Origin of the sequence: Halorubrum trueperi (genome assembly GCF_042662525.1) — an archaeon.
GTDB lineage: Archaea > Halobacteriota > Halobacteria > Halobacteriales > Haloferacaceae > Halorubrum > Halorubrum trueperi.
The window spans coordinates 19,213-42,645 of the sequence record NZ_JBHSXI010000015.1; the positions used below are offsets into that span (position 1 = coordinate 19,213).

General features: G+C 51.9%; 20 protein-coding genes and 1 pseudogene. 6 read left to right on the forward strand and 15 right to left on the reverse strand.

What is annotated here, in order from left to right:
• Nucleotides 1-56: 56 nt before the first annotated feature.
• The 5 genes from ACFQEY_RS13370 to ACFQEY_RS13390 form a co-directional block, all read right to left on the reverse strand.
• Nucleotides 57-719, reverse strand: a complete 663-nt coding sequence (locus ACFQEY_RS13370) for a hypothetical protein (protein ID WP_379769389.1) — start codon at nt 717-719, stop codon at nt 57-59.
• Nucleotides 712-1,728: an oligopeptide/dipeptide ABC transporter ATP-binding protein gene (locus tag ACFQEY_RS13375; protein WP_379769392.1), complete on the reverse strand. Its 1,017-nt coding sequence runs from the start codon at nt 1,726-1,728 to the stop codon at nt 712-714. The genes ACFQEY_RS13370 and ACFQEY_RS13375 overlap by 8 nt, the downstream gene beginning before the upstream one ends.
• Before the next feature lies 1 nt (nt 1,729).
• Nucleotides 1,730-2,761, reverse strand: a complete 1,032-nt coding sequence (locus tag ACFQEY_RS13380; protein ID WP_379769395.1) for an ABC transporter ATP-binding protein — start codon at nt 2,759-2,761, stop codon at nt 1,730-1,732.
• A 495-nt stretch (nt 2,762-3,256) separates the two neighbouring features.
• Nucleotides 3,257-4,720 (reverse strand): neutral/alkaline non-lysosomal ceramidase N-terminal domain-containing protein, encoded by a 1,464-nt coding sequence (locus ACFQEY_RS13385; RefSeq protein WP_379769397.1) that lies wholly within the window; start codon nt 4,718-4,720, stop codon nt 3,257-3,259.
• A gap of 123 nt (nt 4,721-4,843) precedes the next feature.
• Nucleotides 4,844-6,487: an ABC transporter substrate-binding protein gene (locus tag ACFQEY_RS13390; RefSeq protein ID WP_379769399.1), complete on the reverse strand. Its 1,644-nt coding sequence runs from the start codon at nt 6,485-6,487 to the stop codon at nt 4,844-4,846.
• Nucleotides 6,488-6,856: 369 nt separating this feature from the next.
• Here ACFQEY_RS13390 and ACFQEY_RS13395 point away from each other — a divergent pair, with 369 nt between their 5' ends.
• Entirely contained in the window at nt 6,857-7,846 is a 990-nt protein-coding gene (locus ACFQEY_RS13395; protein WP_379769401.1) for an ABC transporter permease, read from the forward strand.
• A 1-nt stretch (nt 7,847) separates the two neighbouring features.
• Nucleotides 7,848-8,783 (forward strand): ABC transporter permease, encoded by a 936-nt coding sequence (locus ACFQEY_RS13400; protein WP_379769403.1) that lies wholly within the window; start codon nt 7,848-7,850, stop codon nt 8,781-8,783.
• 236 nt (nt 8,784-9,019) lie between these two features.
• Here ACFQEY_RS13400 and dgoD read toward each other — a convergent pair whose 3' ends face one another.
• Nucleotides 9,020-10,177, reverse strand: a complete 1,158-nt coding sequence (gene dgoD / locus ACFQEY_RS13405) for a galactonate dehydratase (protein WP_379769406.1) — start codon at nt 10,175-10,177, stop codon at nt 9,020-9,022.
• Nucleotides 10,178-10,275: 98 nt separating this feature from the next.
• Between dgoD and ACFQEY_RS13410 the strand changes: the two genes are divergently transcribed.
• Nucleotides 10,276-11,340, forward strand: coding sequence for a C-terminal binding protein (locus tag ACFQEY_RS13410; protein ID WP_379769408.1), 1,065 nt, complete (start codon nt 10,276-10,278; stop codon nt 11,338-11,340).
• A 708-nt stretch (nt 11,341-12,048) separates the two neighbouring features.
• Here ACFQEY_RS13410 and ACFQEY_RS13415 read toward each other — a convergent pair.
• Nucleotides 12,049-13,227: a glycoside hydrolase family 88 protein gene (locus tag ACFQEY_RS13415; protein WP_379769410.1), complete on the reverse strand. Its 1,179-nt coding sequence runs from the start codon at nt 13,225-13,227 to the stop codon at nt 12,049-12,051.
• 161 nt (nt 13,228-13,388) lie between these two features.
• On the opposite strand from ACFQEY_RS13415, the gene ACFQEY_RS13420 reads away from it, so the two are divergent.
• Nucleotides 13,389-14,690 (forward strand): aspartate aminotransferase family protein, encoded by a 1,302-nt coding sequence (locus ACFQEY_RS13420; protein WP_379769413.1) that lies wholly within the window; start codon nt 13,389-13,391, stop codon nt 14,688-14,690.
• Between the two features lie 63 nt (nt 14,691-14,753).
• Here ACFQEY_RS13420 and ACFQEY_RS13425 read toward each other — a convergent pair whose 3' ends face one another.
• Both ACFQEY_RS13425 and ACFQEY_RS13430 read right to left on the reverse strand, forming a co-directional pair.
• Nucleotides 14,754-16,160, reverse strand: coding sequence for a neutral/alkaline non-lysosomal ceramidase N-terminal domain-containing protein (locus ACFQEY_RS13425; protein ID WP_379769415.1), 1,407 nt, complete (start codon nt 16,158-16,160; stop codon nt 14,754-14,756).
• A gap of 113 nt (nt 16,161-16,273) precedes the next feature.
• Nucleotides 16,274-17,062: an IclR family transcriptional regulator gene (locus tag ACFQEY_RS13430; protein WP_379769416.1), complete on the reverse strand. Its 789-nt coding sequence runs from the start codon at nt 17,060-17,062 to the stop codon at nt 16,274-16,276.
• 1,524 nt (nt 17,063-18,586) lie between these two features.
• Here ACFQEY_RS13430 and ACFQEY_RS13435 point away from each other — a divergent pair.
• Nucleotides 18,587-19,249, forward strand: coding sequence for an exodeoxyribonuclease VII large subunit (locus ACFQEY_RS13435; protein ID WP_379769432.1), 663 nt, complete (start codon nt 18,587-18,589; stop codon nt 19,247-19,249).
• Nucleotides 19,250-19,523: 274 nt separating this feature from the next.
• Here ACFQEY_RS13435 and ACFQEY_RS13440 read toward each other — a convergent pair whose 3' ends face one another.
• The 6 genes and pseudogenes from ACFQEY_RS13440 to ACFQEY_RS13465 form a co-directional block, all read right to left on the reverse strand.
• Nucleotides 19,524-19,982, reverse strand: a complete 459-nt coding sequence (locus ACFQEY_RS13440; protein ID WP_379769418.1) for a hypothetical protein — start codon at nt 19,980-19,982, stop codon at nt 19,524-19,526.
• A gap of 3 nt (nt 19,983-19,985) precedes the next feature.
• A complete protein-coding gene (locus ACFQEY_RS13445) occupies nt 19,986-20,525 on the reverse strand; it encodes a DUF7342 family protein (protein WP_379769421.1) in 540 nt (179 codons plus the stop codon).
• A gap of 69 nt (nt 20,526-20,594) precedes the next feature.
• A pseudogene (locus tag ACFQEY_RS13450) lies at nt 20,595-20,687 on the reverse strand (7-cyano-7-deazaguanine synthase QueC); the annotation flags it as partial.
• Nucleotides 20,688-20,797: 110 nt separating this feature from the next.
• On the reverse strand, nt 20,798-21,772 hold the full coding sequence (locus ACFQEY_RS13455) for a M48 family metalloprotease (protein ID WP_379769423.1): 975 nt from the start codon (nt 21,770-21,772) through the stop codon (nt 20,798-20,800).
• Between the two features lie 212 nt (nt 21,773-21,984).
• Nucleotides 21,985-22,398, reverse strand: coding sequence for a putative toxin-antitoxin system toxin component, PIN family (locus ACFQEY_RS13460; protein ID WP_379769425.1), 414 nt, complete (start codon nt 22,396-22,398; stop codon nt 21,985-21,987).
• A complete protein-coding gene (locus tag ACFQEY_RS13465; RefSeq protein WP_379769428.1) occupies nt 22,395-22,658 on the reverse strand; it encodes an AbrB/MazE/SpoVT family DNA-binding domain-containing protein in 264 nt (87 codons plus the stop codon). The genes ACFQEY_RS13460 and ACFQEY_RS13465 overlap by 4 nt, the downstream gene beginning before the upstream one ends.
• A 180-nt stretch (nt 22,659-22,838) precedes the next feature.
• On the opposite strand from ACFQEY_RS13465, the gene ACFQEY_RS13470 reads away from it, so the two are divergent.
• Entirely contained in the window at nt 22,839-23,309 is a 471-nt protein-coding gene (locus tag ACFQEY_RS13470; protein WP_379769430.1) for a hypothetical protein, read from the forward strand.
• The last annotated feature ends 124 nt before the right edge of the window (nt 23,310-23,433 follow it).

Here is a 23,433-nt window from a genome sequence, read left to right on the forward strand (position 1 = left end):
ATTCAGGCGGATAGCGAATGTTGCGTACAGGTTGAATTCGTCAAAAAAGAGGTATTTTAATATCGGTCCTCGAACTGCAGTTCAACCTCTCTCTGTGAGACTGGATTAAAAATAACGTCCTTCTCGTCGTTAAAATTATCTCTTTGATCGATATATTCCACGATGTCGTAGGCAGTTCCCGGGAAATCTTTCGACAAGGTTATTGATACAATGTCCTCACGCATACCGAACTCGCCGAGGCTAGCGAATCCCTGATGCAGTAATAGTTCCACGAACTCAAACAAGTCTCCGGAGTAGAATTCGTCGATCACCTCACCAAGTTCGACGTCGTGGTACGTACGATCTATCATCATCGAGATAGAGATATCCACACTCTCATCGAACACGGTGTCGATATTCTCAGCGATGAGTACAGCATCTTCGAACACCTCAATCTGATCGGAGGTTCCCTCCTTCAATATCAGATACATGATTGCAAGATTAGCCTCGAGGCTATCGAGCACCGCGTTACTTTCGGAAGAATCGACGATCGCTTCATTAAGAATTCCTTGATCGACATAATCAAACACGGTAGCAAACTCGGTGATGATATCAATATAGTCGCGGAGCAACCTCCTTTCCCTGTCCCTGTCGATTCCATCGACTGGACTCTTGTTTCGGAGATACTTTGTGTCTTCCTCCGAGAGTAGTTTCACCCGATCACCAAGTCTATCAGACATTTTCTACCTCCGATTTAGAACTTGATACGGGATAAAAACAGGCTGCCTCCTGAACAGAATTGATCGATTCCATATCCGGTTCTTGCTTGCATTTTTCCTTTGCATACTTACAGTTGTCTCTGAACCGGCAGCCGGATGGGATGTCTACAGTGTTTGATATAGAGGAATCAATATCCGTACCAAGGCGTTGTTCATCTGGATCGGGGTTGGGGACAGCCGAAAGTAATTGCTCCGTGTATGGGTGTGCAGGATAATCTATGATCTGACCCGTATTACCCATTTCCACAATGTCACCAAGATACATGATGATCGTCTCATCAGTAATGTATCTAATTGTTGCGAGATCATGTGAGATATATAATAGCGTGAGATCTTTCCGATCTTTGAGCTTCTTGAATTGATTGAGGATACCGGTACTAACACTCACGTCCAACATCGATACCGGTTCGTCGGCAACGAGGAACGATGGATCTAGAACCAGTGCCCGGGCGATAGAGACACGTTGACGTTCCCCTCCGGATAACTCTGAGGGGAGTTTCGGAATATAGTTCTCGGGGGGAGTCAAGCCGGAATCCTCCAGTGCTCGAACGATCCGGGCTTCGCGCTCCTCAGGACTGCCGATATTATGGATCTTTAGCGGCTCGGTGACGGTTTGCCCAACCGTATATCTGGGATTAAGAGATTCGTAAGGATCCTGAAAGATTATCTGTATATCCCGTCTAAACTCTTTCATTTCTTCCTTGTCGAACTCCGAGAGATCGCGCCCTTTGTATCGGATCGTTCCCGAGGAGGGTTCAACCAGCCCCACCAGTAACTCACCGAGCGTGGACTTGCCACAACCACTCTGGCCGGCCAGTCCAACAATGTCTCCCTGGTGGATATCGAAGGAAACTTGGTCAACCGCCCGAAGGTACTTCTGATCGCTAAACAAACTTGAAAGGATCCCTCCTTCTCGCACAGCGTACTTTTTTGTAAGATCACGAATCTCGAAGAGAGGATCTTCACGCATACTAACGCACCTCAACCGTATCATTCTGTTCCCACGTCTCTATCTTCTTCCCCTCTTCTCTGAACTTTTCTGCCTTCGACGTGTAATGACACTTCGCCACATGTGATCTGTTGTTCACTTTAGTATCCGGTGGTGTTACCGTACAATCTTCTGTTGCGAACGGGCATCTGCTCTTAAATCGGCATCCTTTCGGCGGATCGATCAGTTCAGGTGGTGAGCCGGGGATTGTGACCAACGCGTCATCCGGATCTGAATCAATTCTCGGAAATGCGTTCATGAGACCGACGGTGTACGGATGAGCGGGTGACTTGAAGACATCGCTTGAATCCCCTGACTCAACAACATTTCCTGCGTACATTACTGATGTTTTATCAGAGACCTCAGCGACGGCATTCACGTCGTGGCTGATAAACATCATTGCACTATTAGTCTCTTTCTGAAGATCGGAAATCAGCCGGAGGATCTGATCCTGTATGACGACATCGAGACCTGTCGTGGGTTCATCTGCTATGATCAGAGGAGGGCTTAGCGCCAGAGCCAAGGCGATAATGACGCGTTGGCGTTGACCGCCGGAGAGTTCGTGACCGTAGTCATTTATTACAGCCGCATCAAGATCTACGTCTGTCAATAATTGCTCAATTTTCTCTCTTCGCTCGGCTTTCGAAAGATCGGTGTGGATACTCAGGGCTTCGTGAAATAGTGATTTGATTCGATAGACGGGGTTGAGAGCGTTCATGGCGTTCTGAGCGATCCACGATATCTCGCTCCATCGGATGTTTTCTCGCAAAAAATCCTCGGACCGTTCCGTCAGATCTTTTCCATCGTATATGATCTCCCCACTGACGATGTTGGCGTTACTGGGAAGAATACCCAAGACGCTTTTTGCCATAGTCGTTTTTCCACAACCACTTTCACCGACTATCCCAACCGTTTCTCCCTTCTCAATCTGAATATTGACATCTTCTACGGCCCGTACGTTACCTTGGTCCGTTTTATATTCAATATTCAAATCGTTCAACTCAAGTAGAGCCATCGGACATGGATTGAAACCAACTCCACTTAAATCTTTGTCGGATAGGACAACAAACGGCATCGACCTTAGGACAGGGTAGTTTTTGGAAATTAAATGTTAGTGTTGATGCATGCCTCCAAAAGGACATATTACTGATCCAAGTTTAGAGAGCACAACCAGATAACAGGGCATGATTATCGCTGACAGCCCAAAGCGGCATACTACAACTCTACGGTAAACCTCTTCGCTAAATAGAAGATTTTTCCGGGTAACGTCAGAACCCTTCCGATGATGGGTAGTTCAGGTTGCAGATGCTACATGAAGTTTTACGAGGGCAGGTTGGATGTCTGTGCTTGTCAGCCGGAGGGTATGTGTCTGTGTGTGGTCCAGGATTCGACTTTTCGAACTACTAGAGTTGGTCCGGCATCGCTACATTCAACCCCAAATTGAGGGAGTAGTGAGAGAAATTAAAACTGGGTAATCCTCGTATATAACACAGGGCTGCTTCTCATTTACTCAGTTCTGGAGCGTCTCGAGATCGGCTACGACTTCGTCAACAATTTTGTCAGCAGCCTCAGGAGCGAATGGTGTTACTCGAGTCTCGTACCCGCCTTCTTCGTGTGCCTTGGCAGTTGGAATATACGCTACACGGCTCACGTTAGAGTATCCCGAGAAGAGTGTGTACTCGAACGGCGACTTCTGCTTGATCGCCTTGCCGGTCTCGACAAACGGCTCCCCAGGTATTCCGACAACAGCAACATTCGGCGATAGAACGATGATCTGAACTTCGATCGGATGTGTTTCCTTTCCACCGAACTGGCCCGCGATTTTTTCGTCCTGTTTTGCACGCTTTGCACGAAACGTCGCGTTCGTGATCGATTCGTTATCGGCGTCTTCCTTCCGGAGCTGCTGCAAATGCTTGCGATGATCCTCGTATCTGTCCTTCGCTTCGTTGAAGCTCATTAGGTCGCGTATTGGAAGCTCAATCTCACGTGACAGCACAATTATAGAACGATTCGGGACATTCTCGTCGTACTCGTAGACAGCGAGGGGAGCGCCTGATTCTAGCGTCTCAACATAACGTTCCTCACGCCCACGCGGGTCGAGTGACCACCAGACTCGTGCGACTTCAGATCCGAGCCGTCGGCCGAGTGGTCTGTACTCGTCGATACCGTTTTTCGCTACACCGTGAATTGGACCAACATCACCCGCTGCTCCCTGCAAAAACAGACAAGTGGCGCCCGTCGATTCCTCGACAGTTTGTCGTACAACTCCCGGATAATCCGGCGTGATGAGGTCATTATCAGGGCCGACGGTGATCGGATGACACGCATAGTTAGCTACTGCCGCAAGCGGTTCTCCTGCCACCGTATCAAAGCGTAAGACTCCAACTTCATAATCGACTGGCCCATCCGGGTTCCGTCCCACAATCATTCGGCCGTCCTCAGGCCGCTGAAATCGCCGATTGATCGCTATCTCCGAATGGCCTGTCCCGGCTGCCACGCGGGCCGGCTCCATTGACTCAACCGCCTCCCAAGCGGCGCCTGCGATGAGATGAGGGAGCGACTCGAGATATGGTTCGACCATTTCTGATCCTTCATCGATCCAACTCTCCCTACGAGTCGTCGGTCCAGAGTGCGTGTGTGAAAACGAGAGTCTAACATTCGATGTTGGGATATCAACTAGCCTCGAGATCTCCTCACGTGTCCGCTTCGCGTCTTTGTAGGTTAAGTTTCCAATGTCAATATCGGCGATCACAATGGAGTCAGAGTCACCGCCGAGGGCAAGAACTGTCGTTCGGAGTGATAAATCGACGCCAGCAGCCCGTTCGTGGGTCTGAGCGCCCCAGTTTCCGTGAGCAATTCCGACTGGCGGTGTGATGTCAACTGTTGCAATGCCTGCACGTAGTTGGGTCATAAACTCGGTATGTTTATACATGCCACAACTACTAAACATTTCGTATGCGGTTTCGTTCGTCACAATTATCAGAGAGTTATTTTGGACATAAATCACGCCTCAATTATCAACTGGTAAAGACGGGAAGTAATACAGAAATTAATAAGCTACCAACGATAAACTGGAGACAGATGCTCTAATACTATACTACTCCTCAGTTTCTTCAGACGGCCTCATCAGCTGTTCATCGTCATTCCAGACGTAACCAGTATCCTCTAGAATCGACCTGGCCTCCTCAGCTCCGCCCTCGTATGTGACGGGGTCAGGATGTCGCCAATCCTCGTTAATTGGCGCGATAAACGTCTGCCCAACAGCAGGAACCCGGAAGTTCTGATAGGCAGTCTGGACGATCGCTTCCTGATCTATCGCATGGGCACAGGCTTGGCGGAGCGTCCGGTCGTCAAACGGCTCCACGGAGTTGTTCATGCAGAACGCTTGGAGGCTGACAGTCGGCTGTTCTATCGTCGTTACGCTGTCCACCTCCTGTAGTCGGGTAAACTCCGTCGGCCCGGGTGACTGATAGAACGTGGCCGTCCCGGATTCGACATCGCCGATGGCAGCTGATTCGGCGCCGTATACCTGGACAACATACTCGTCGAAGTCGTAGTCCCGGTAATAGTCGTCGTGCACCTCGTAGCGAATCTGTTCGGAACCAAACTCGGTGACTTTCAGCGGGCCACTTCCAGTGTAGTCCGGATCACTCACCTGTGCAGGATCGTCGACGTCCTCCCAGACGTGTTTCGGAGCAATAGTCACCTGACTGAGCGTCACTCTCACTAGATACGCGGCCGGATCCTCTAGATTGAACCGAACCGTTTGCTCGTCAACTGCTTCGATCTCACTGATCTGCTGGACGAGCGACTGGTACTGGCCGTGAGCCCACTCATCGACAATTTCGTAGGTGAACTTCACGTCTTCTGCAGTTATCGGTTCCCCATCGTGGAATGTGATATCATCTCGTAGCGTTACCTCCAGCGTCGTGTCGTCCGACCACTCCCATTCGGTCGCCAGAGCGGGTTGAGGAGAGCCATCATACCAAAGCTGAACGAGAGAATCAAAAGCGACGTTTACCTGCGAGTGGATCGAACTGTCTGAAAAGTTCCCCCAGTTCAGGCGGTCGACAGTCTGTGTCTGGGCCTTGACCACCCTGGACGCATCCGTTGTCGGCGAGATCTCGGTTAGTGAAATCCGGTTATGGAGTAGTTCCGTCCCCGGGAAGGCCTCCCAGCCCTCCCATTCGTTGTTAGCCACGCCAAGGACGTTCTCAAACTCCGACATTATATACGGAACGTCTTCTCCAAATTTCTCCTGAATATCGTTAACGAGTTCCCTCCGTGCTTCCTCGTCAGTTTCGACATTCGAATCCTCGATCATTTGATCCATCTCATCGTCGGAGTAATAGGCGTGGTTGAGTGTGCCCTCTCCGATACCCTGCGAGTGGAGGTTCTCATTAAGGAATACGAACGGATCGATCCGGTCTGGCGATCCGGTCCGACTCCATCGGTTCACGACCGAGTCTTGTGGATCCGAAAGCAAAGCCTCAACCCAAGCCGCGACCTCCATCGTGTTCAGGTCAATCTGGATTCCGATTTCGCCGAGCTGGTCGGCGATCAAATTGAACGCGTCAACGTTCGCAGGATTCGCCGAACGATTCGGGATCGGAAGCTCGAATGGACCGACAGGCTCGTGATTTTCCAGTTCGTCACCACCGAAAGTACTGGTACACCCGGCCAGTGATGTTCCTGCAGCGACACCCGTTGCTGTCTTGATAAATGCACGTCTATTGTGCATAGTCCTCACATACCACTCATGGTATATATAAATATGGTTAATTTCATAGTAATTTCCACCTTATAATCATGGTTCTGCACGATAGGCAGTTCGAATAGATAATCATCCCACCGAAAACAAGGAGTATTTCGGAAGGTACAGGTGACAATCTCTCCGAAATCATTGTGGGTTATAGTCTCGAATACGTGGCTAATAATTTTGACTATGCAGTTGACATGGCTCGTGACCCAGAAACATCCTCAGTTCTTAGCTGGGGCGGTATCTGTATCAACGACTATCAAATTGGAGCAGCATCGAGGATTCTTTTAGAAACGCGAGATTCTCTCGGTCCGGGGTAGATATTTATATCATAGGAATATACGACTATCCATGCAGCAGAGACACAAGTACATATTCAAACGTGTCGGCTTTACGGGGTTGTCCCTTTATATAATCGCAACATTCCTGTTTCTGATGTTCCGAATTCTTCCAGGTGACCCGGCATATGCTGTCTTTCAGCCGGGAATGTCGGTCGAGGCTCAAAACAGTTTGCGCGAGCAGTTCGGTCTCAACCAGCCGCTTTACATCCAATATCTAAAATACATCGAGAACCTGTTGCAGGGAAATCTGGGGATGTCTTTCTCTCACCGAGAGCCCGTTTCGTCGATTCTGGTCGAACGAACGCTCAACACGCTCACGCTATCACTGACTGCCGTCGTGCTAGCATTTGTGTTTGGAACACTGATCGGCGCGTATCTCTCTTGGAAGCGGGGAACGAAAATTGATACCATCGGTATCGGTGCCGTGCTGGCACTGCGGAGCGCCCCCGCGTTCTGGACCGGCATGTTAGCGATAATGATATTTTCTTTCAACCTCGAATTATTCCCAACTGGTGGCATGCGATCCATCGATTACGCCGGGACTGGACTCTTCGCGAGGTACCTCTCGGTTGACTTCCTGTGGCACCTCGCGTTACCGCTCATGGTAACGGGGTTGTACTACCTAAGCATTCCTGCGTTCATCATGCGGAATAACATGATAGATGTGCTTGGAGACGACTACATACTGATGGCTCGGGCAGTGGGAGTCTCAGAACTATCGATACTGTACCGACATGCGGCAAGAAACGCGCTACTTCCCGTGTTCCACTACGCTGGAGTCATGATCGGGTTTGCGTTTGGTGGCTCGGTTGTTATTGAGACTGTTTTTTCGTGGCCGGGTGTCGGACGCATGATGTGGACCGCAGTGACGGACTCGAACTACCCACTTGCACAGGGAGCGTTCCTGATGATCGCGTTAGTGATCATGATGATGAATCTAGTTGTGGACATATTGTCGGTGTACGTTGATCCTCGTGCTTCAGTAGGGGGTGGAGAGTAAAATGAGCCAGAGAGATCAGATCATCGACATTGACAAGTGGTTCACGGACAACCAGCAGGTGATGCTGGGACGACTGTACGAACAGTTCCGGCGGGGATTCGGTCTCCTGTGGGCTGACCGGATGGCCCGTGTGAGCCTGTTGGTCCTTGGAGTCTTCACATTCCTCTCGATATTCGGACCGACTCTGGCACCCTACGATCCGAGTACATCTCACATAGCGGCCAACGGGCAGGTCAAGGCGTTACAGCCCCCATCACTCACTCATCCGTTCGGTACAACACACATCGGACAGGACGTGTTCTCCCATTGGATGCACGGAACGAGAACGTCGATCTTTGTCGGATTCGTATCGGGATTCGTAGTCATGGTTATTGGAACAACCGTCGGGATCGTTTCCGGATACTACAAAGGGAAGGTCGATACGATCCTCATGCGAATCGTAGACACCCTCTACGGAGTCCCAGCACTCCCGCTGATTCTGATGTTCGCTCTGTTCTTCGGGGCTTCCGTCTATAATATTTTCATCGCGATGGCTCTAGTGCTGTGGCGGACCATGTCACGGATAATTCGTTCACAGACGCTGTCTCTCTCCGAGCGACCCTACGTCCGAGCTGCCAAAGCGACAGGGGCCAGCGATCGGCGGATCATGGTTTTCCACATCCTCCCCAACATTCTTCCTCTAGTGTTCATTCAGACCGTGATCATGGTGAGCGGTGCGATAATCCTAGAGGCAGGCGTCTCGTTCCTTGGGGCGGGTGCGCAGAATACGATCAGTTGGGGAACTATGCTTCAGCAGACATTCGTCACGGGCGCGATCCGGACTGCCTGGTGGTGGGTCATTATTCCCGGTATCAGCATCAGTATGACCGTAGTCTCGCTATTCTACATTACGAGGGCCCTAGAGAAGATTACGAATCCTGAAGTCCGAACACGGTAGTTATCGTTTTACATCGATCAACATAATTTTCACCGGTATGAATCGTATGCGGAATTTAATCGACACCTCTTAGGCTCATATAATCAGAAATTCCGACTCCGACTGCTACTTTCGTCCGCAGCAATTCGCCGCACAGGTACAGAAAAGACGTCCTGCATAGGTCGACCCGTTGGGCCAGTGTAAACGGCTAGGAACGCGACAACAGCTGTGCTCACAACCTAAGACATCAACGTCGCTCACCACTCAGGCACATGGAAGTTATCACGGTCGAAGAACAGTGGTTCGTCCGGAACAGGCGGCTGGTCTTCGAATACCTCGTCGTCAATCGAGACGCCGAGACCAGGCTTGTTAGGGGCTGGAATGTAGCCATCCTCAATCTCAAGAATGTCGGTGTCGATGTGCTCAGAAAGCGCCCAAGACCCAAAACCAGCGTCGCCTTCTTCGTCGAAGTCGGTGTGTGCAATCTCTTGGATCAGGAAGTTCGGGACTGACAGATCGACGTGCAACGCCGAGGCGAGCGCAACAGGTCCGAGAGGGTTGTGTGGGGCAATGCGCATCCCGTGGTGCTCGGCAGCTGACGCGATCTTTTTAATTTCTGCGAGACCTCCACTGTGACAGATATCCGGCTGCAGTACCGCGGCAGCATCGCGCTGGATAATCTCCTCGAACTCCCGGAGCCGATAGCGACGATCACCAAGTGCGTAGGGAATGTTCGTACTGTCCGCCAGTTTCTCGACAGCAGGAATGTAGTACGGCGAGATGAAGTCCTCTGCGACGAGCGGATTAAACTCCTCGAGCTCCGAGGCGATATGCTTGGCTTCGGCGAGTTTCCAGCGTGAGGCAGGATCGAGCATAATGTCGATCTTTGGCCCGACAGCGTCTCTGACGTCACTGACGATGTCGGTGACTTCGTCAATCACCTGAGGGTACTTTTTCGGATCGTTTGATGTCGGAGAGAATTTGATGCACGTCAAGCCCTCCTCAACTCGCTCATGTGCTTGCTCCGCCAAGTTCTCGCGCGTCTTCTCTCCGATCCACTTGTAGACGCGAACCTTGTCTCGAACTGGTCCACCTAGCAACTCGTAAACTGGGACGCCGAGTGCTTTTCCTTTGATGTCCCAAAGGGCGGTCTCGATCCCGGAGAAGGCACTATTCATGATTGGTCCGTCGTGGTACCAGACCGCATCTTGGAACTGGCGTCGGTGACGCTCGATCGGTGCCGGATCCTCGCCGATGAGATAGCGGTTGGCAATGGCTTGGATCACCTCAAAAACGGGCTGTGGCGCCGTCTCGACCACGGCCTCCCCATATCCCGAGGTTCCCTCATCAGTATCAATACGCACCACAGCGGAGCTACCACCTATTCTGGCAGTTTGGACATCCGTAATCTCCATGGATGTTTGGTTTCTCCCAGGTTTGATTAAATCTATGGGTGGATCATTTTTTGTGGACACGGTGGTTTGGGACTCAGTTTCACGGGACCACTCGTTTCGTGTACGCCGCTGAAACTACCTATGAACTCCCGTCTGACCGAAGCGTTTTTTTCAACGCCCTGAGTCTCACGGGATGGAACATATCAATGCCAACAGTTGTAATCACAGACTACGAGTTCCCCGACCTAGAGATGGAGACGGCAATCTTTGAAGACGCAGGCGTAGAGGTCGTCACCACACAGGCAGACTCTCCCGAGGATGTCATCAAGGTGGCTTCCAAAGTGGAAGCCGATGCGCTACTCGTCCAGTACGCTCAGATAACGTCCGCCGTATTCGACGCGCTTGATAATCTCACGGTCGTAGCTAAATACGGGATTGGAACCGATAATATCGACCTAAAGAGTGCAACCAAACATGGGGTGAGAATCCTCAATGTGCCAGACTATTGTCAGGACGAAGTCGCTGAACACGCTCTTGGCCTCATGCTCAGTTGCGAACGCAAGTTTTCACGATTCGATGCCGCGGTCAAGTCGGGAACCTGGGACTGGAAAGTGGGCAAACCGATTCATCGGCTAACCAACAGCACGGTCGGGGTGGTCGGCTGTGGACGAATTGGGTCAACGTTCGTTGAGAAAACACGAGGTTTTGAGTTCGAGGTACTGGGACATGATCCGAACGTCTCCGACAAGACGGTACAGGAACGCGGATTCAAACCGACGGGGTTCGAGGATTTACTCGAGCGGTCGGACGTCGTGACCGTTCACGTCCCGCTTGACGACAAGACCGAGGAAATGTTCGATGCCGCCGCGTTCAAACGGATGCGATCGGACGCGATCCTAGTTAATACTTCTCGGGGAGCAGTCGTCGACACGAATGCACTGGCTGACGCTCTTGACGGCGGCGAACTTCGGGGTGCAGGATTAGATGTCCTCCCCGAGGAACCGCCGGATAACTCACCATTGCTCACCCACGACGACGTCGTTTTGACTCCCCATGTCGCTTGGTATTCCGAGGATTCATTCGTCGATTTGCGAGAGTCCGTTGCAACAGACATATCCCGGGTACTCACCGGACAGAGCCCGAAGAACATCGTGAACACTGCTGTGACAGAGTCGTGCGAATGATGGGTGAAAGAACTTAACGACAATCACATATGTACGAACTGCGGTGACATGCGCCTGAATCCGACTGAGGATATTGTTGCTGGAACGTACGTACTTGGTCAATTACTTACAGCGTCGGTATGCTTGGGTGTGCGATAGAAGCATACTTCGAATCATCTCGAACATAAGCAGCGATTGGAGGCTATCCCACGGACAGATGCTGAGCTATCCGGAAACGGAACTCGAATAGATTGGATTCATCAACCCTTTCGAGACAGGCGAGGATGTCGTACTCTCCACCATCCTCACGTTCGAGAACATGTCGGGCGCACAGCAATCGGTACAGCCGTCTCTGACTCCGAAGTCTCCATTGAGAACGAAGCGGCGCTTTTGGTTCGACTGCAGGACTTCTGGTGCACGCTTCCAGCTCGATGGCTCGGTCAATGGCCTCAGAATGCGTGAGGAAGTGAGAGTCCTCGCTCCTCTACAGGGTGAGCATAAGCACACGAATCTCACCGGACGTACTACAGACAGTCCCTCACTGTCCATCCTGGACAAGTTTCCAAGAATTCCCATGGGCTATCTTTGCACTCAAGAATTCCAAAGTTCCTCCTGTGATGTCTATATGTGCCACCCTCGGATCGAAGAGCATGTTCAACCAGAAAAGCCGTCAAGGAAGATCAAGTCACTCAGGGATTTGACCGTAGATGATGAGGGCCCATCGTATTTTCATGACGACTCTCCCAAGAGACTCCAGAGAAGGTACGCGACGTAATAGTCGGTCCAGATGAGGTCGTAGTCCACAGCGTACTCACCAGGTTTGTCATAACACCCCTCAAGAATCATCCCGTGACGCGGGTCAGATGCATCTTGTACGAGATATGAATCAATGATCGACGCGAGGATCCCCTCTCCAGTCCTCTGAAGCTCTTCGATGGTCTCGGAATCACCCTCAAGACGGACGAGTCCATAAGCGGCCAACGCCGCTGCGCTCGTATCCCGCGGAGCATCGGGGATCGTCGGCACCTCGAAGTCCCAGTATGGAACCAGATCATCGGGTGAATGATCCACGTAGTACTCAACCGACCGAACCAGCGTGTCGAGATACCGCTGTGCACCTGTTTCCGAATACGCCCGTGCCAGTCCGGCGATATTCCACCCCTGTCCCCTAGCCCAGCAGGTGTCGTCATCGTATGCCAGATCGTTATACTGGCGTTCCAGGCGACCAGTCTGAGGGTCAAATTGGGCCTCCTGCCACGTACTTCCGTCCTCCCGAAGGTACCAATCTAGATGTCGATCACAGTGAGAAACAGCGATGTCCCGGAATCGCGGATCACTGGTCTCATGATATGCCCGCCACAGGACAGGGACAGACGTGTAGATCATATCTACGGCACTAATCCGGGTGCCGGACACGCGTTCCCCAACCCCCTCGCTGAACTCGAACTGCTCTTGGGGCCCCTCAATCGTGTACTCACCGACCGGGATCTGTCGTGCGATCTTGTCGTAAAGTGAGACCATACTGTCCGCCCCGGTCAGTCCAATCCCAAACTGCGAACGATCGCCTGTGATGTCGTAGGCCCGGAATCCGGCGTAATGATAATTCATTCCGCCAAACATTGACTCACGCAAATTTGGGGACTGGACAATCTGATCGGTATAGGTACGCGCGGCGCGTTCGATCCGATCCGCCTCAAACGGACGGACATCGCTCGCGATCCAGAGCAGTCCGATCCAATGTCCCCCACACCAGTTCCCGTCAGTAGTTGTGTCCCACGCGCCAGTCTCCGGATCAGCCACGAACGGGAACGCACCATCCATTTCATCGAGTGTCAACAAGATCCGATCTACGATGGCGTCAAGTGCAGATAGAAGTTCGTAGTCGTCTAACGGCGAATCAGGCACCATACACGGTCAAACATCGAGCCAGAAAATGAATCTTTTCCCTCCGACAGTAATCTAAATTTGAGGATTACGATTGGGTATCTCGACTTCGTGGTGTCGTTGTCAGAAACCTATGAAATAGCTGACCAATAGAACTAAGTGAGAAAGCACTGAAGCAGATTCTGATGAAAGAATCCAAGTTAGCTTCTTCCGAGCAGTTAATGGAGCGTTCAAAGGAAACAATTCCAGGCGGAGTGAGCAGCTATGCGAGAAAATTCGACCAGCCGTTGAGCTTCAACAGCGGACAAGGATCGAAAGTATACAGCGTGGAGGGTGACGAGTACGTCGATTATCTCCAAGCATGGGGAGCCATCATCCTCGGCCACTGCCACGAGCAGCTAAACGAAAGGGTCAGCGACGTACTCTCAGAACAGGATCTGTATGGAATGGGGACGACAGAACTTGAAGTTGAAGTCGCCGAAACTATCAGTAATCACGTTCCTTCGGCGGAGAGAGTTCTTTTCGGCGTCACCGGATCAGAAGTCGTCGCTCGAGCGATCACACTTTCTCGAGCAGTTACCGGCCGCCGAAAAATTATCAAGTTTCAAGGTCACTACCACGGCTGGTACGATCCGGTAGCGATGAACCATCTCACGGATCCGGACAAACTCGGCACAAAGGACGTATTTACGAACGGAGTCCTACCAGAAATAGTCGACGAGACGATCGTTCTCCCCTTCAACGACGTCGAGGCCGTCGAACGAGCTTTCGAGAAACACAATGATGAAATCGCAGGCGTGATACTCGAACCAATTGCACACAATATGGGCTGTATGCCGCCGAAAGATGGATATCTCGAAGCTCTCCGGCGGATCACCGACAAGAACGGTAGTCTGCTAATCTTCGACGAGATCATTACCGGATTCAGACAAGACATGGGCGGCGTCCAGTCGATTGAAGGTATCATCCCTGATCTCACGACGCTGGGAAAGAGCATCGCGAATGGGTATCCAATGTCGGTACTCTGTGGGAAACAGGAGTACATGGATCGGTTCCACACCAAAGAAAACGGGGATGTAGCCTTCGGCGGCACATATAATTCTCACGCGGCCGCGCTCGCGGCCGCAGGTGAAACATTGCGCTTGCTCGAGGATCTCGATTTTCACTCGAAAGCGACGGCCCAGAGCGAGGAGATAAGCGCCGCACTCTCAGATCTAGTAGAAGACATCGGACTCGAGGCCCATATACGGAGCTACGGGCCGGTATTTCTCACGTATTTCGGCAACCCTCCGATGGACAATTACGAGGATACACTTCGCCACGACACCGAACAATACATGGAATATCGTAGGGAAATGGTCGACAGAGGCGTGCTGATGGTTCCAAAGGACGTTCGGCGAAACTATCTCACTGCAAGTCACACCGATGAAGACACGCAGAAGACCATCGAAGCGGCAGAAGATGCGTTCAAAGCTGTTTCTCGGTGAATCACGGTATCTCCCGATTGGTGCATAACTCAGGTAGAGGATTTCTTGCAATGAAGGGGGAGGTTACGCTTTTAGTCTCTGGAGAACCTCAAGTGTCTCTTCGATCACGATGCTGGCTGTATTTGGTGTAAACGGAGTGGTATCTACTTCATAACCGCCGTTTTCGTAATTTTCAAATGTTGGTATGTATGCGTGCTTTTCGTTCGAGTACCCCGAAAAGAAGGTGTGCTCAAACGGTGACCTCGCTTTTATCTCCATACCTATCTCGACAAACGGTTCACCCGGGATCGTGACAAAAGCGATGGAGTCGCCGAGTGTGAATACCTGTAGTTCGAAGATCACGTCTGATTGACCACCAAATGTATCGACTCTTCCACGTCGGAGTTCGGCCCGGCGACATTCCATAGCTTGTGCCTGTATCTTGGACTCCCTAGCTCCACTCTCACGCAGTCGGTGGAGTTCCGCCATCTTCTCCTCGTAATCGTTCTCAACCTCGTTGAGCGGCGAAAAGTCGCTGAGCGGTAGTTCGAGATCGTAGCTCACGACTTTGTGAGATTGTTCGGTTCGGTCGTCGTAATCGTACTCGTAGACAGCGAGGGGAGCGCCTGATTCTAGCGTCTCAACATAACGTTCCTCACGCCCACGCGGGTCGAGTGACCACCAGACTCGTGCGACTTCAGATCCGAGCCGTCGGCCGAGTGGTCTGTACTCGTCGATACCGTTTTTCGCTACACCGTGAATTGGACCAACATCACCCGCTGCTCCCTGCAAAAACAGACAAGTGGCGCCCGTCGATTCCTCGACAGTTTGTCGTACAACTCCCGGATAATCCGGCGTGATGAGGTCATTATCAGGGCCGACGGTGATCGGATGACACGCATAGTTAGCTACTGCCGCAAGCGGTTCTCCTGCCACCGTATCAAAGCGCAAGACTCCAACTTCATAATCGACTGGCCCATCCGGGTTCCGTCCCACAATCATTCGGCCGTCCTCAGGCCGCTGAAATCGCCGGTTGACCGCTATCTCCGAATGGCCTGTCCCGGCTGCCACGCGGGCCGGCTCCATTGACTCAACCGCCTCCAAAGCGGTACCTGTCGCTTTGCTAACGAGGCTGTCAAGATATGCATCAACCATTTCATCCCCTTCCTCGAACCAATTTTCTCGGTTTACACACGGACCGGAATGAGTATGCGTATACGATACGCGAACATGTTCTTCGGGTATTTCGGCCAGTTCTGCGGTCTCCTTGCGTATCGCGGTAACGTCGTCCTCACTCCACAGAATTACGATATCGAGACTGAGCGTAACGGTCGTCCGCTGACCGTCACTGATTGCGAGTGCCGTTACCTCTAGTGGGAGGTCGACGCCGACGGCTCTTTCGTGGGTCTGTGCTCCCCACGAAGCATGTGCGATTCCAACTGGAGGTGTCATGTCCGCTCGTGCGACACCGACGGACAATTTATCAGACATAGTTCGTGTGCATGAGAAAATGGGTCGAGACTTATATCTTTGTACTACACTAATTCGACAAGCACGAACAAATCAGGTCTGCTAGGCTATTAACCGCAACAAGCAATGATCTATTAGTGATAATCAATCTTCAGTTCGATTATATTCTTTGTCTCTAGGAGCTTATCTGCAAGTTCGTTTTCCATCCGTTCGTCAGTCATCCGAGCACTCGGACCGCTTACACTGATTGCGCCGACAAGCTCATTTGTATCGGAGAGGATTGGAGTCCCGACTGCCTTGACGCCACGTCTCCGTTCTTCATTGTTGAACGAGAGGCCGGTTTTGCTGATCGTTTCTAGTTCATCGAAGAGTTCATCGAGGCCAGAAATAGTCGAAGGAGTGAGTTCAGGAATACCACAACGTTCGATAATATTTCTGATTTTCTCGTCGGAAAACGTCGAGAGGATCGCCTTACCCATTGCCGTCGAGTGGAGATAGACGTGTTGTCCGATATGGGCGTTATCATCAACAGAATCGGCTGTTTCGGCCTTGAAAAGCAATACCCCCCAACCGCCCTCCTCTATCATAAGGTCGGCAAGTTCGCCGGTGTCCCTGGCTAACGACCGAAGAAGTGGTGCGGCAACCTGAAACAATTCCTGTTGACTCCTAAGCCTACCTCCAATTTGCAGGAATCGATGGCCCAGACGATACTCGCTGCCGTCCTTGATGACGTATCCTGCGTTTGCCAAGGTGTTCAGGTACACATGAACTGAACTTTTAGGTATATTTAGGTCTCGTGCGACCTCGGTCACGCCGACGGAGCCACGATCGGAGATCGTTTCTACAATATTGAATGCACGCTCTATCGATTTGATCCTGTTCGTGTCCGAGGTAACGTTCGTTCGGTTCGGGAATCCATCCATACACAGAACTTAGATTCAACCTATATCAAGTTAGCTGTTCAGAACCGCTTGACTTCCTGTGGCGTAGTAATTTGGTACTCTTCCGAGGGATGTTCAAAATGGTTGAACAGAGTACCATCATCTAATATCTATTTTATTGAATATGTTAACAACCAACACGAAGAAGAAAGAATTAGAATTAGAATTACATTAGTACTATTGTAATATTACAAATGTATGACTGTAATGGTGAGAGACAGGGGGAGTTTTAGCGGTTATGATTCGGAAAAAAATCACAAATTTCGTTATGTCTGGATTCTATAATTTAATTTTGCGGGTATTTATTTATAACACCTCAATGTATGATTTTGATTGGCTATTCAGATTCGTCAACATGATAAATACAATTTGATTCGGTCGTATTAAATTTGAGGATGAGGTGTTCGATTTCTGTGTCTTTATGGTCGAAATCGAACGCCTCAGAAAGGGAATCACGTTGATTGATTTGTCGTTTGTGGAGCGAGATCTATCGCCTCGATGTGTATTGAAGTAGGAAGATACTACCACTTAGCTGTTATATTACTTTGAGAGGTAGATAAATTTCCCGAAGAGTGTAGGATCGAACGGAGTAGCGTTGGTATCCACAACTGGGTTCGTAATGACGATCTCGACAGTGTCCCCGGATCAGTTTGCGGTTGACGAAAATATGATCCGCCTCCATGGTCAGCTATTCTGGCTTTACGCAGCCGTGGGTCCATATACGCTTCTTTCCGATCGCAACAAAACAAACGATGCAATGGATTCTGACCGAGCTACAGCGGCGCTACCAGTTTGGTGACGTAGAATTTTCATCGATGACGCAGACTATCTTGGACCGGTTCTCGCTGAAGACGGCTATCAATTTGAAGTTATTTATCATGGAAATTAGAATACTATTGAACGTATTTTTTAGGAAATGAAATAGAGCACATTATTGTTTGCAAATATTTTTAGCAATATTGCGTTAGAGACAGTTCAAAACTGACTCTAAGCCGTCCCCGCCAACCACAAATCACGTCAAACTTAAGTCGACCTTTGATTCACGGCTTAAGCTGGCTTGGGAACGATCTCTTTGGTATTTGTCGTTTGAAACCTTCCAATTGTCACACTAAACCTGGTTAAACCAGCAACACTTTCGAACAGTTTTTGGATTTCTTGCTTCAGACAATGTTTAGTATTGTTGAACGAGTATCTTTGCTCACAAACAAGAATATTGGGTCGTGTTGAAATGCGTCGCTCAGAGTGTCTGACGCGTCTTTAACAGGAAAGAAGTGGGCGATGTGAGTAATGTCCCCTCAAATCATCCGCTTCGTTGAGCGGTGTGTAGATTTCGCCAAAGAAACTGTCGTTGGCCGCCCGAGTTCCCCGCTTGCGCGGGGCGAGGGCGGTGTTACTGCGGTGCGACGACTAGAGCAGGACTCGGCAATCGATGTGATTGTCGTGACGCGTGGCGGGGGCGCTGACGCAGATCTGTAGTGTTTCAACAAGGAACCCGTCGTTCGAGCGATCGCTGATTGTGCGTCACCGACGGTCGTTGCGGTTGGGCACGAAGATGACGAGACACTTGCGGAGGCGGTAGCGGTTCACCGGTCGATGACGCCAACCGACGCTGGTGTGGCGGTCGCTCCGGACCTCGCTTCAGTTCGCCAGCGCGTCGCCGATATTGAACACCGAGTGGATCGTGCCTACACCTCGGTCGTCACCGACCGCGTGGCGGCACTCACCCAACGGCTTGACGCCGGGCTCCAAACGCTTCAACAACGAGCGCAGGCTCGGAAGGCGACACGGCAACGCACCGCTGATCTTGAACACCGGATCACGGTCGCATACGAGGCGCTTGTCACGTCGCGGCTGACTGCGATCGAAACCCAACTGAATGACGCGTACCAGGTCCTCGAACATGCTGCTGAGACGGATGCGATGACTGCTCGGGCCGCGCAGCGTCGAGTAGGAGGGCTTGAATCGCGGATCGACACGGCGTATCAGACACGCGTTGACCGTGAGTTTGGGGCGCTCGAAGCTCGAATCGAGGATGGGTACCGCGATGTCGAAACCGACGCTCGCGTACAAGCTAGAGAGAGTGAGACACGACGCCTCCGGATTGCAATCATCGTATTGCTCGTTGTGCTGGGGCTTACGCTGCTGGCACTCGCCGTGGGTGTTCTCTGAGGGTTGAAAAGGCTGGACGGTAATCACACAGGTATGAGTCAGCACGACGACGTCGATCACCTGTTGAAAGGCGTTGAAATAGGCCGGGCGACAATCAGGGCATCCGGAGAAAGCCTTGGAGTACGCTGCCAATTCACAGCCAGTTTCTGGTCACATGTTCGAGGCTCACGTTGAACTGATCTACTCGCCTCTACGTTCTTTCTCATTGTCCTATAGGTAGCGCTCCAAGGATCTCACGAGTATTGATCGGAACGGTTTCGAGGTGTACCGAGAGTCATGATTCATCGTTCGCGTATTGGTAGGTTGGACGGATATCCTCGAGGAGTTCTTCGACGATTTTCCAGAGGATCAGAGAGGGAGTTTCGTGCTCGAATGTAATCTCCCAACGGTCCTCCGTATCGTCGGTTGAGTACTGAAAATGCGCCTGCCCGAGATCGGGATGGTCCTCGTCTTGGTGCCAGCCGGCGTGAAAGCCCGTGTTAGGGTCCGTGTAGTTGATACGGAACCAATCGTCTGGATCCTGTCGATACCACTTGATGGTGAGTTCCGGTGAGTCAGGGCCTGTCGGGGGATCAAGACGAGCCGGATCGAAAATCGCTCGCAGCTGCTTGGCCTCGATATCGTCCGGAATGAACTCGACCGTCGAAATCTGTGGCACACGATCGAAGACGTCCCGTTTTAGCTGAGCATAGAGGTTCGCGTTCGGATCACCACCTGGATGCGGGACAGACATCCGTTAGCTGTTGGCCTCGGCACGCTCTGTCGTCGGAGTGAGGAAGTCCCATTCGCGGATGGCAAAGCCGACGATCTGGAGACGCTGCTGAAGCTGCCCCCACTCACGGGCGAGCTCGCGGCGACGGTCTTCCTCGTCAGCGTTAAGGGACTCGTCAGCGAGCGTTCCGCGAAGTTGGTTCGGTGACTCAACGCCGAATTCGTCTTCCCAGTCACGGATCTGCGTCTTCATCTCGGCGAGACGGTCCGTGAGTTCTTCGACAGTATGCCCGCTGTCTCGAAGCCGCATCGCCTCTTGCATCGCTTGGCGGCGATAATCAGGGTAGTACGTCGTGTGCGTGCCGCTTTCGTCACGATGGAGGATCCCGTCGTCGACGAGGCGTTCAAGCACACGTTTGGTTGGCTCGTGTGACCAGTCCGCTTCGGAAGCGATCCAGTTGACCGTCCGCGGCTCCGACAGCTGCCTGGCGGTCATCCGCACACGATCTTCACCCGTGGTTTGGCGTTCCATCAGGCCCTTCGAGTTTGATTCTTCTCCGGTCATACCACACCATTCGGACTGTATCTTAATATAGGTTGAGACTATTCGTTTTATATTGAATCAAATCGTGAGTTATGAGAACCCCGGCCGCTCAGCATACGCAATCGGATCACGCGACCCGGCATTCCGGAACGCCTCAAGCCGGAACGTACACGCATCTGTCGTCGTGACCTCTTGCCCACCAGGTGTTAGTACTTCCTCGCTGACGCTGACTTTCTGTACCTGCTGTGGTAATTGACGATACCGAGGCTGTTGACGAAAACAGTATCAGACGGTTACGGCTGTTGCTGAGCGGATGAACGTCTGTCCTGTTGTCGCTCGTATGCTGCGAGTTGGTCAATCCGCTCATCTGTCGGCGGATGCGTCCGGAACAACCAGCGTTCGAACCGGTACAGGCGTTGCCGAAGCCACCAGTACGACGGCTCTCTGTTCCCGTCCGGACCAAGCATTACTTTCTCCAACTCTGCAGGCTCGAGCGGAAGGATCGAGAGCGACGAAACCCCCGACACCTCGCGTAAGTCCCGATTCGGCGTGCCTGAAATGCTCCGGTCGAGCTTCGTGAGCGCAGTCGCAAGCACCGACGGTGAACCAGTGACCGCAACGGCAGCTCGATCTGCGGCCTGTTCTCGTGCCCTCGAGAGCCGGGCAGTCATCGCTTTCCCCGTTCCCCAGATGAGCGTCGAGACGAACCCAAGTGGAACGATGAGGATCGCAGCTCCCCCCGGATTTTCGATGTCCGCAAGTCGCGTCCCGAGTCCACGAGCGAGGATCACGGGGAGTGACACGGCCGTCATCACCATCGCATCCCGGTTTTTCACGTGCGCAAGTTCGTGAGCGACGACCGCTTCAAGTTCGGCACGTCCGTCGATTGTGTCGAGCGTCCCGCGGGAGAGAACGAGATGGACGTTGTCCGGACGGAATCCGACGGCGAGTGCTTCAGGAGTCTGTCGGTCCGAAAGGGCAATCGTCGGAACGGGGACGTCGAGTTGCGCTGCGACCCGGGTCACCAACTCGTACAGCTCAGGCTCGGCCTCCTCGTCAACGCGGTTGGCATCAGCGAGCCGTTCGATCGTATCGATCTGTTTGTATTCGAGATAGCCGATCGTCACCACGGTCAACGCAGTGAGTCCTCCTGCAAACGATGACGCTGCAGAGACATCAAGAAATGAAAGAACACCGTAGAGAACGGCCCAGACCCCACAGAGAAACCCGACCGTGACAGCCGCCATTCCAACGATTGTAACGGTCATCTGAACGGGAAGCGACCACCGTCGAGAGGGCATGGATTCCTGATGGTTTGAGACACAGTAGTAAGTTCTGGTCGCATTGATTGTATCCCAACAGTCCCACTGACCGTAACTACGTTAGATCAAGTGCAGACGTGTTGCTCCAGTTGTGATCAGTACAGAGGACTCACTGAACGCTCAGTACAGACTGAGAACAGATCGCTTGTACTGGATATTCACGACGCGTCGAGTCGATCATAGAACGTCCTCGGTTCGACGATATCGATCCCACGGAACGAGTCGATATCGAGCAGGTGTCCGTCGCCCGAGACAAGGTAATCGACGCCACCGGCGACGGCCGCTTCAAGGAACTTGTCGTCGTCGGGATCCGCCTCAACCGCCGTGATGTCTTCCTGTGGATCGACGAACTCCGAATAGTATCGGACCAGTTCGACTTCCTGTTGTACCTCGTGTTCGCTCATGTGAAAGCGCTCTGGGTACTTGAGCAGCGTTTCACGGAACTCGGTGAGCGTTTCCACGGAAACGACGATCTGGTACTCACGTTCGAATCCCTTGACGAGAAGTTCGTGTGGCACGCCGGTTGCGATGACGCCCGAGATGAGGACGTTCGTATCCAGCACCGCCCTCATTCGTCGCTGCTCCGCGCCTCGTGGACGAGTCGAGTGACCTCGTCGAGAGATGTTTCGCCCGCATTCGTTCGGTTTTCAACACGCCGTTGAAACTCCTCGATCGATGGGAGGTCGACTTTCTTCAACACGAGACCATACTCCGTCGGGACGACCATGAGCTTCGTCCCCTGTTCAAGTCCGAATTGGTCTCTGAGTTTACTCGGGATCGTGATCTGTCCCTTCGAGGTTACCGTGGTTACTTCAGGTTTATCGGACGCCATTGTATGCGTAAGAATTCCTTACACAAAGGGTTGAATCTACCGGTCAATTCGCAGGTACATTGAGCAGTTGATTCAGTCTCTCTCCTCTGAAATCATCTTCCTGCAATCGGTCAATACAGGCTATGCAGACACCACTTAGTGCAGGGGTACACTTATCGGTATGTTAAACAAATTATGCATATGGGTCAAACGAATCGGGTTCCGTTCGTCAGGAATACTGTTGTCGCTACAGTAATTCTTGCGAGTTTGTATGGACTCAGCTACGGAGTTCAGTCCGGCCCTCTCCAAATTCCCGGCTATATCCTTCTCATGGGATTCGGCACGTTTGGAGGTGCTGTGGGGCCAGAATCCTTGTTCCCTGTCCTCTTCGGTATATATCTCATTTCTCTCGGAGCGGTTGGTGCCGCCGCCGTTCATGTAGTTCGGAGACGGCTACCTGAAAACCACTTCGCAGGTTGGCGGCTTGGTGTAGCCGGTGCCTTTGGTATAACAGGCGTTCTCTCGATTTTGTTCGCAATAGTTGCGTTGTCTGGCACCCAAATGGATGCAGTCTTTACTACAGTTCTCTCTGCGCTGGTATTTCTGGGTCTGGCCGGTTGGTTCGCTGGACTGTTTACTATCAGGACAAAGTGGGCCGAAAACATCAACTAATAACTGCTTAGTTCGCAAGTGCGATCTTCCGGTTGATTCAGCCGCACAACCCCGGAAGTCATCCGTCTTTAGCTAAGCGAAGGACCACGTGACAGCGGCGGCTTATCGAGGCTACTTTTCGAGA

What these genes read in the sequence shown, in the direction of transcription:
- ACFQEY_RS13395 (WP_379769401.1), top strand. Translation starts at nt 6,857, where the DNA reads ATGCAGCAGAGACACAAGTACATATTCAAACGTGTCGGCTTTACGGGG.
- ACFQEY_RS13380 (WP_379769395.1), bottom strand. Translation starts at nt 2,761, where the DNA reads ATGGCTCTACTTGAGTTGAACGATTTGAATATTGAATATAAAACGGAC.
- ACFQEY_RS13430 (WP_379769416.1), bottom strand. Translation starts at nt 17,062, where the DNA reads ATGGATGGATTCCCGAACCGAACGAACGTTACCTCGGACACGAACAGG.
- ACFQEY_RS13465 (WP_379769428.1), bottom strand. Translation starts at nt 22,658, where the DNA reads ATGGCGTCCGATAAACCTGAAGTAACCACGGTAACCTCGAAGGGACAG.
- dgoD (WP_379769406.1), bottom strand. Translation starts at nt 10,177, where the DNA reads ATGGAGATTACGGATGTCCAAACTGCCAGAATAGGTGGTAGCTCCGCT.
- ACFQEY_RS13375 (WP_379769392.1), bottom strand. Translation starts at nt 1,728, where the DNA reads ATGCGTGAAGATCCTCTCTTCGAGATTCGTGATCTTACAAAAAAGTAC.
- ACFQEY_RS13460 (WP_379769425.1), bottom strand. Translation starts at nt 22,398, where the DNA reads ATGAGGGCGGTGCTGGATACGAACGTCCTCATCTCGGGCGTCATCGCA.
- ACFQEY_RS13370 (WP_379769389.1), bottom strand. Translation starts at nt 719, where the DNA reads ATGTCTGATAGACTTGGTGATCGGGTGAAACTACTCTCGGAGGAAGAC.
- ACFQEY_RS13455 (WP_379769423.1), bottom strand. Translation starts at nt 21,772, where the DNA reads ATGACCGTTACAATCGTTGGAATGGCGGCTGTCACGGTCGGGTTTCTC.
- ACFQEY_RS13425 (WP_379769415.1), bottom strand. Translation starts at nt 16,160, where the DNA reads ATGTCTGATAAATTGTCCGTCGGTGTCGCACGAGCGGACATGACACCT.
- ACFQEY_RS13415 (WP_379769410.1), bottom strand. Translation starts at nt 13,227, where the DNA reads ATGGTGCCTGATTCGCCGTTAGACGACTACGAACTTCTATCTGCACTT.
- ACFQEY_RS13470 (WP_379769430.1), top strand. Translation starts at nt 22,839, where the DNA reads ATGGGTCAAACGAATCGGGTTCCGTTCGTCAGGAATACTGTTGTCGCT.
- ACFQEY_RS13440 (WP_379769418.1), bottom strand. Translation starts at nt 19,982, where the DNA reads ATGTCTGTCCCGCATCCAGGTGGTGATCCGAACGCGAACCTCTATGCT.
- ACFQEY_RS13400 (WP_379769403.1), top strand. Translation starts at nt 7,848, where the DNA reads ATGAGCCAGAGAGATCAGATCATCGACATTGACAAGTGGTTCACGGAC.
- ACFQEY_RS13420 (WP_379769413.1), top strand. Translation starts at nt 13,389, where the DNA reads ATGAAAGAATCCAAGTTAGCTTCTTCCGAGCAGTTAATGGAGCGTTCA.
- ACFQEY_RS13445 (WP_379769421.1), bottom strand. Translation starts at nt 20,525, where the DNA reads ATGACCGGAGAAGAATCAAACTCGAAGGGCCTGATGGAACGCCAAACC.
- ACFQEY_RS13390 (WP_379769399.1), bottom strand. Translation starts at nt 6,487, where the DNA reads ATGCACAATAGACGTGCATTTATCAAGACAGCAACGGGTGTCGCTGCA.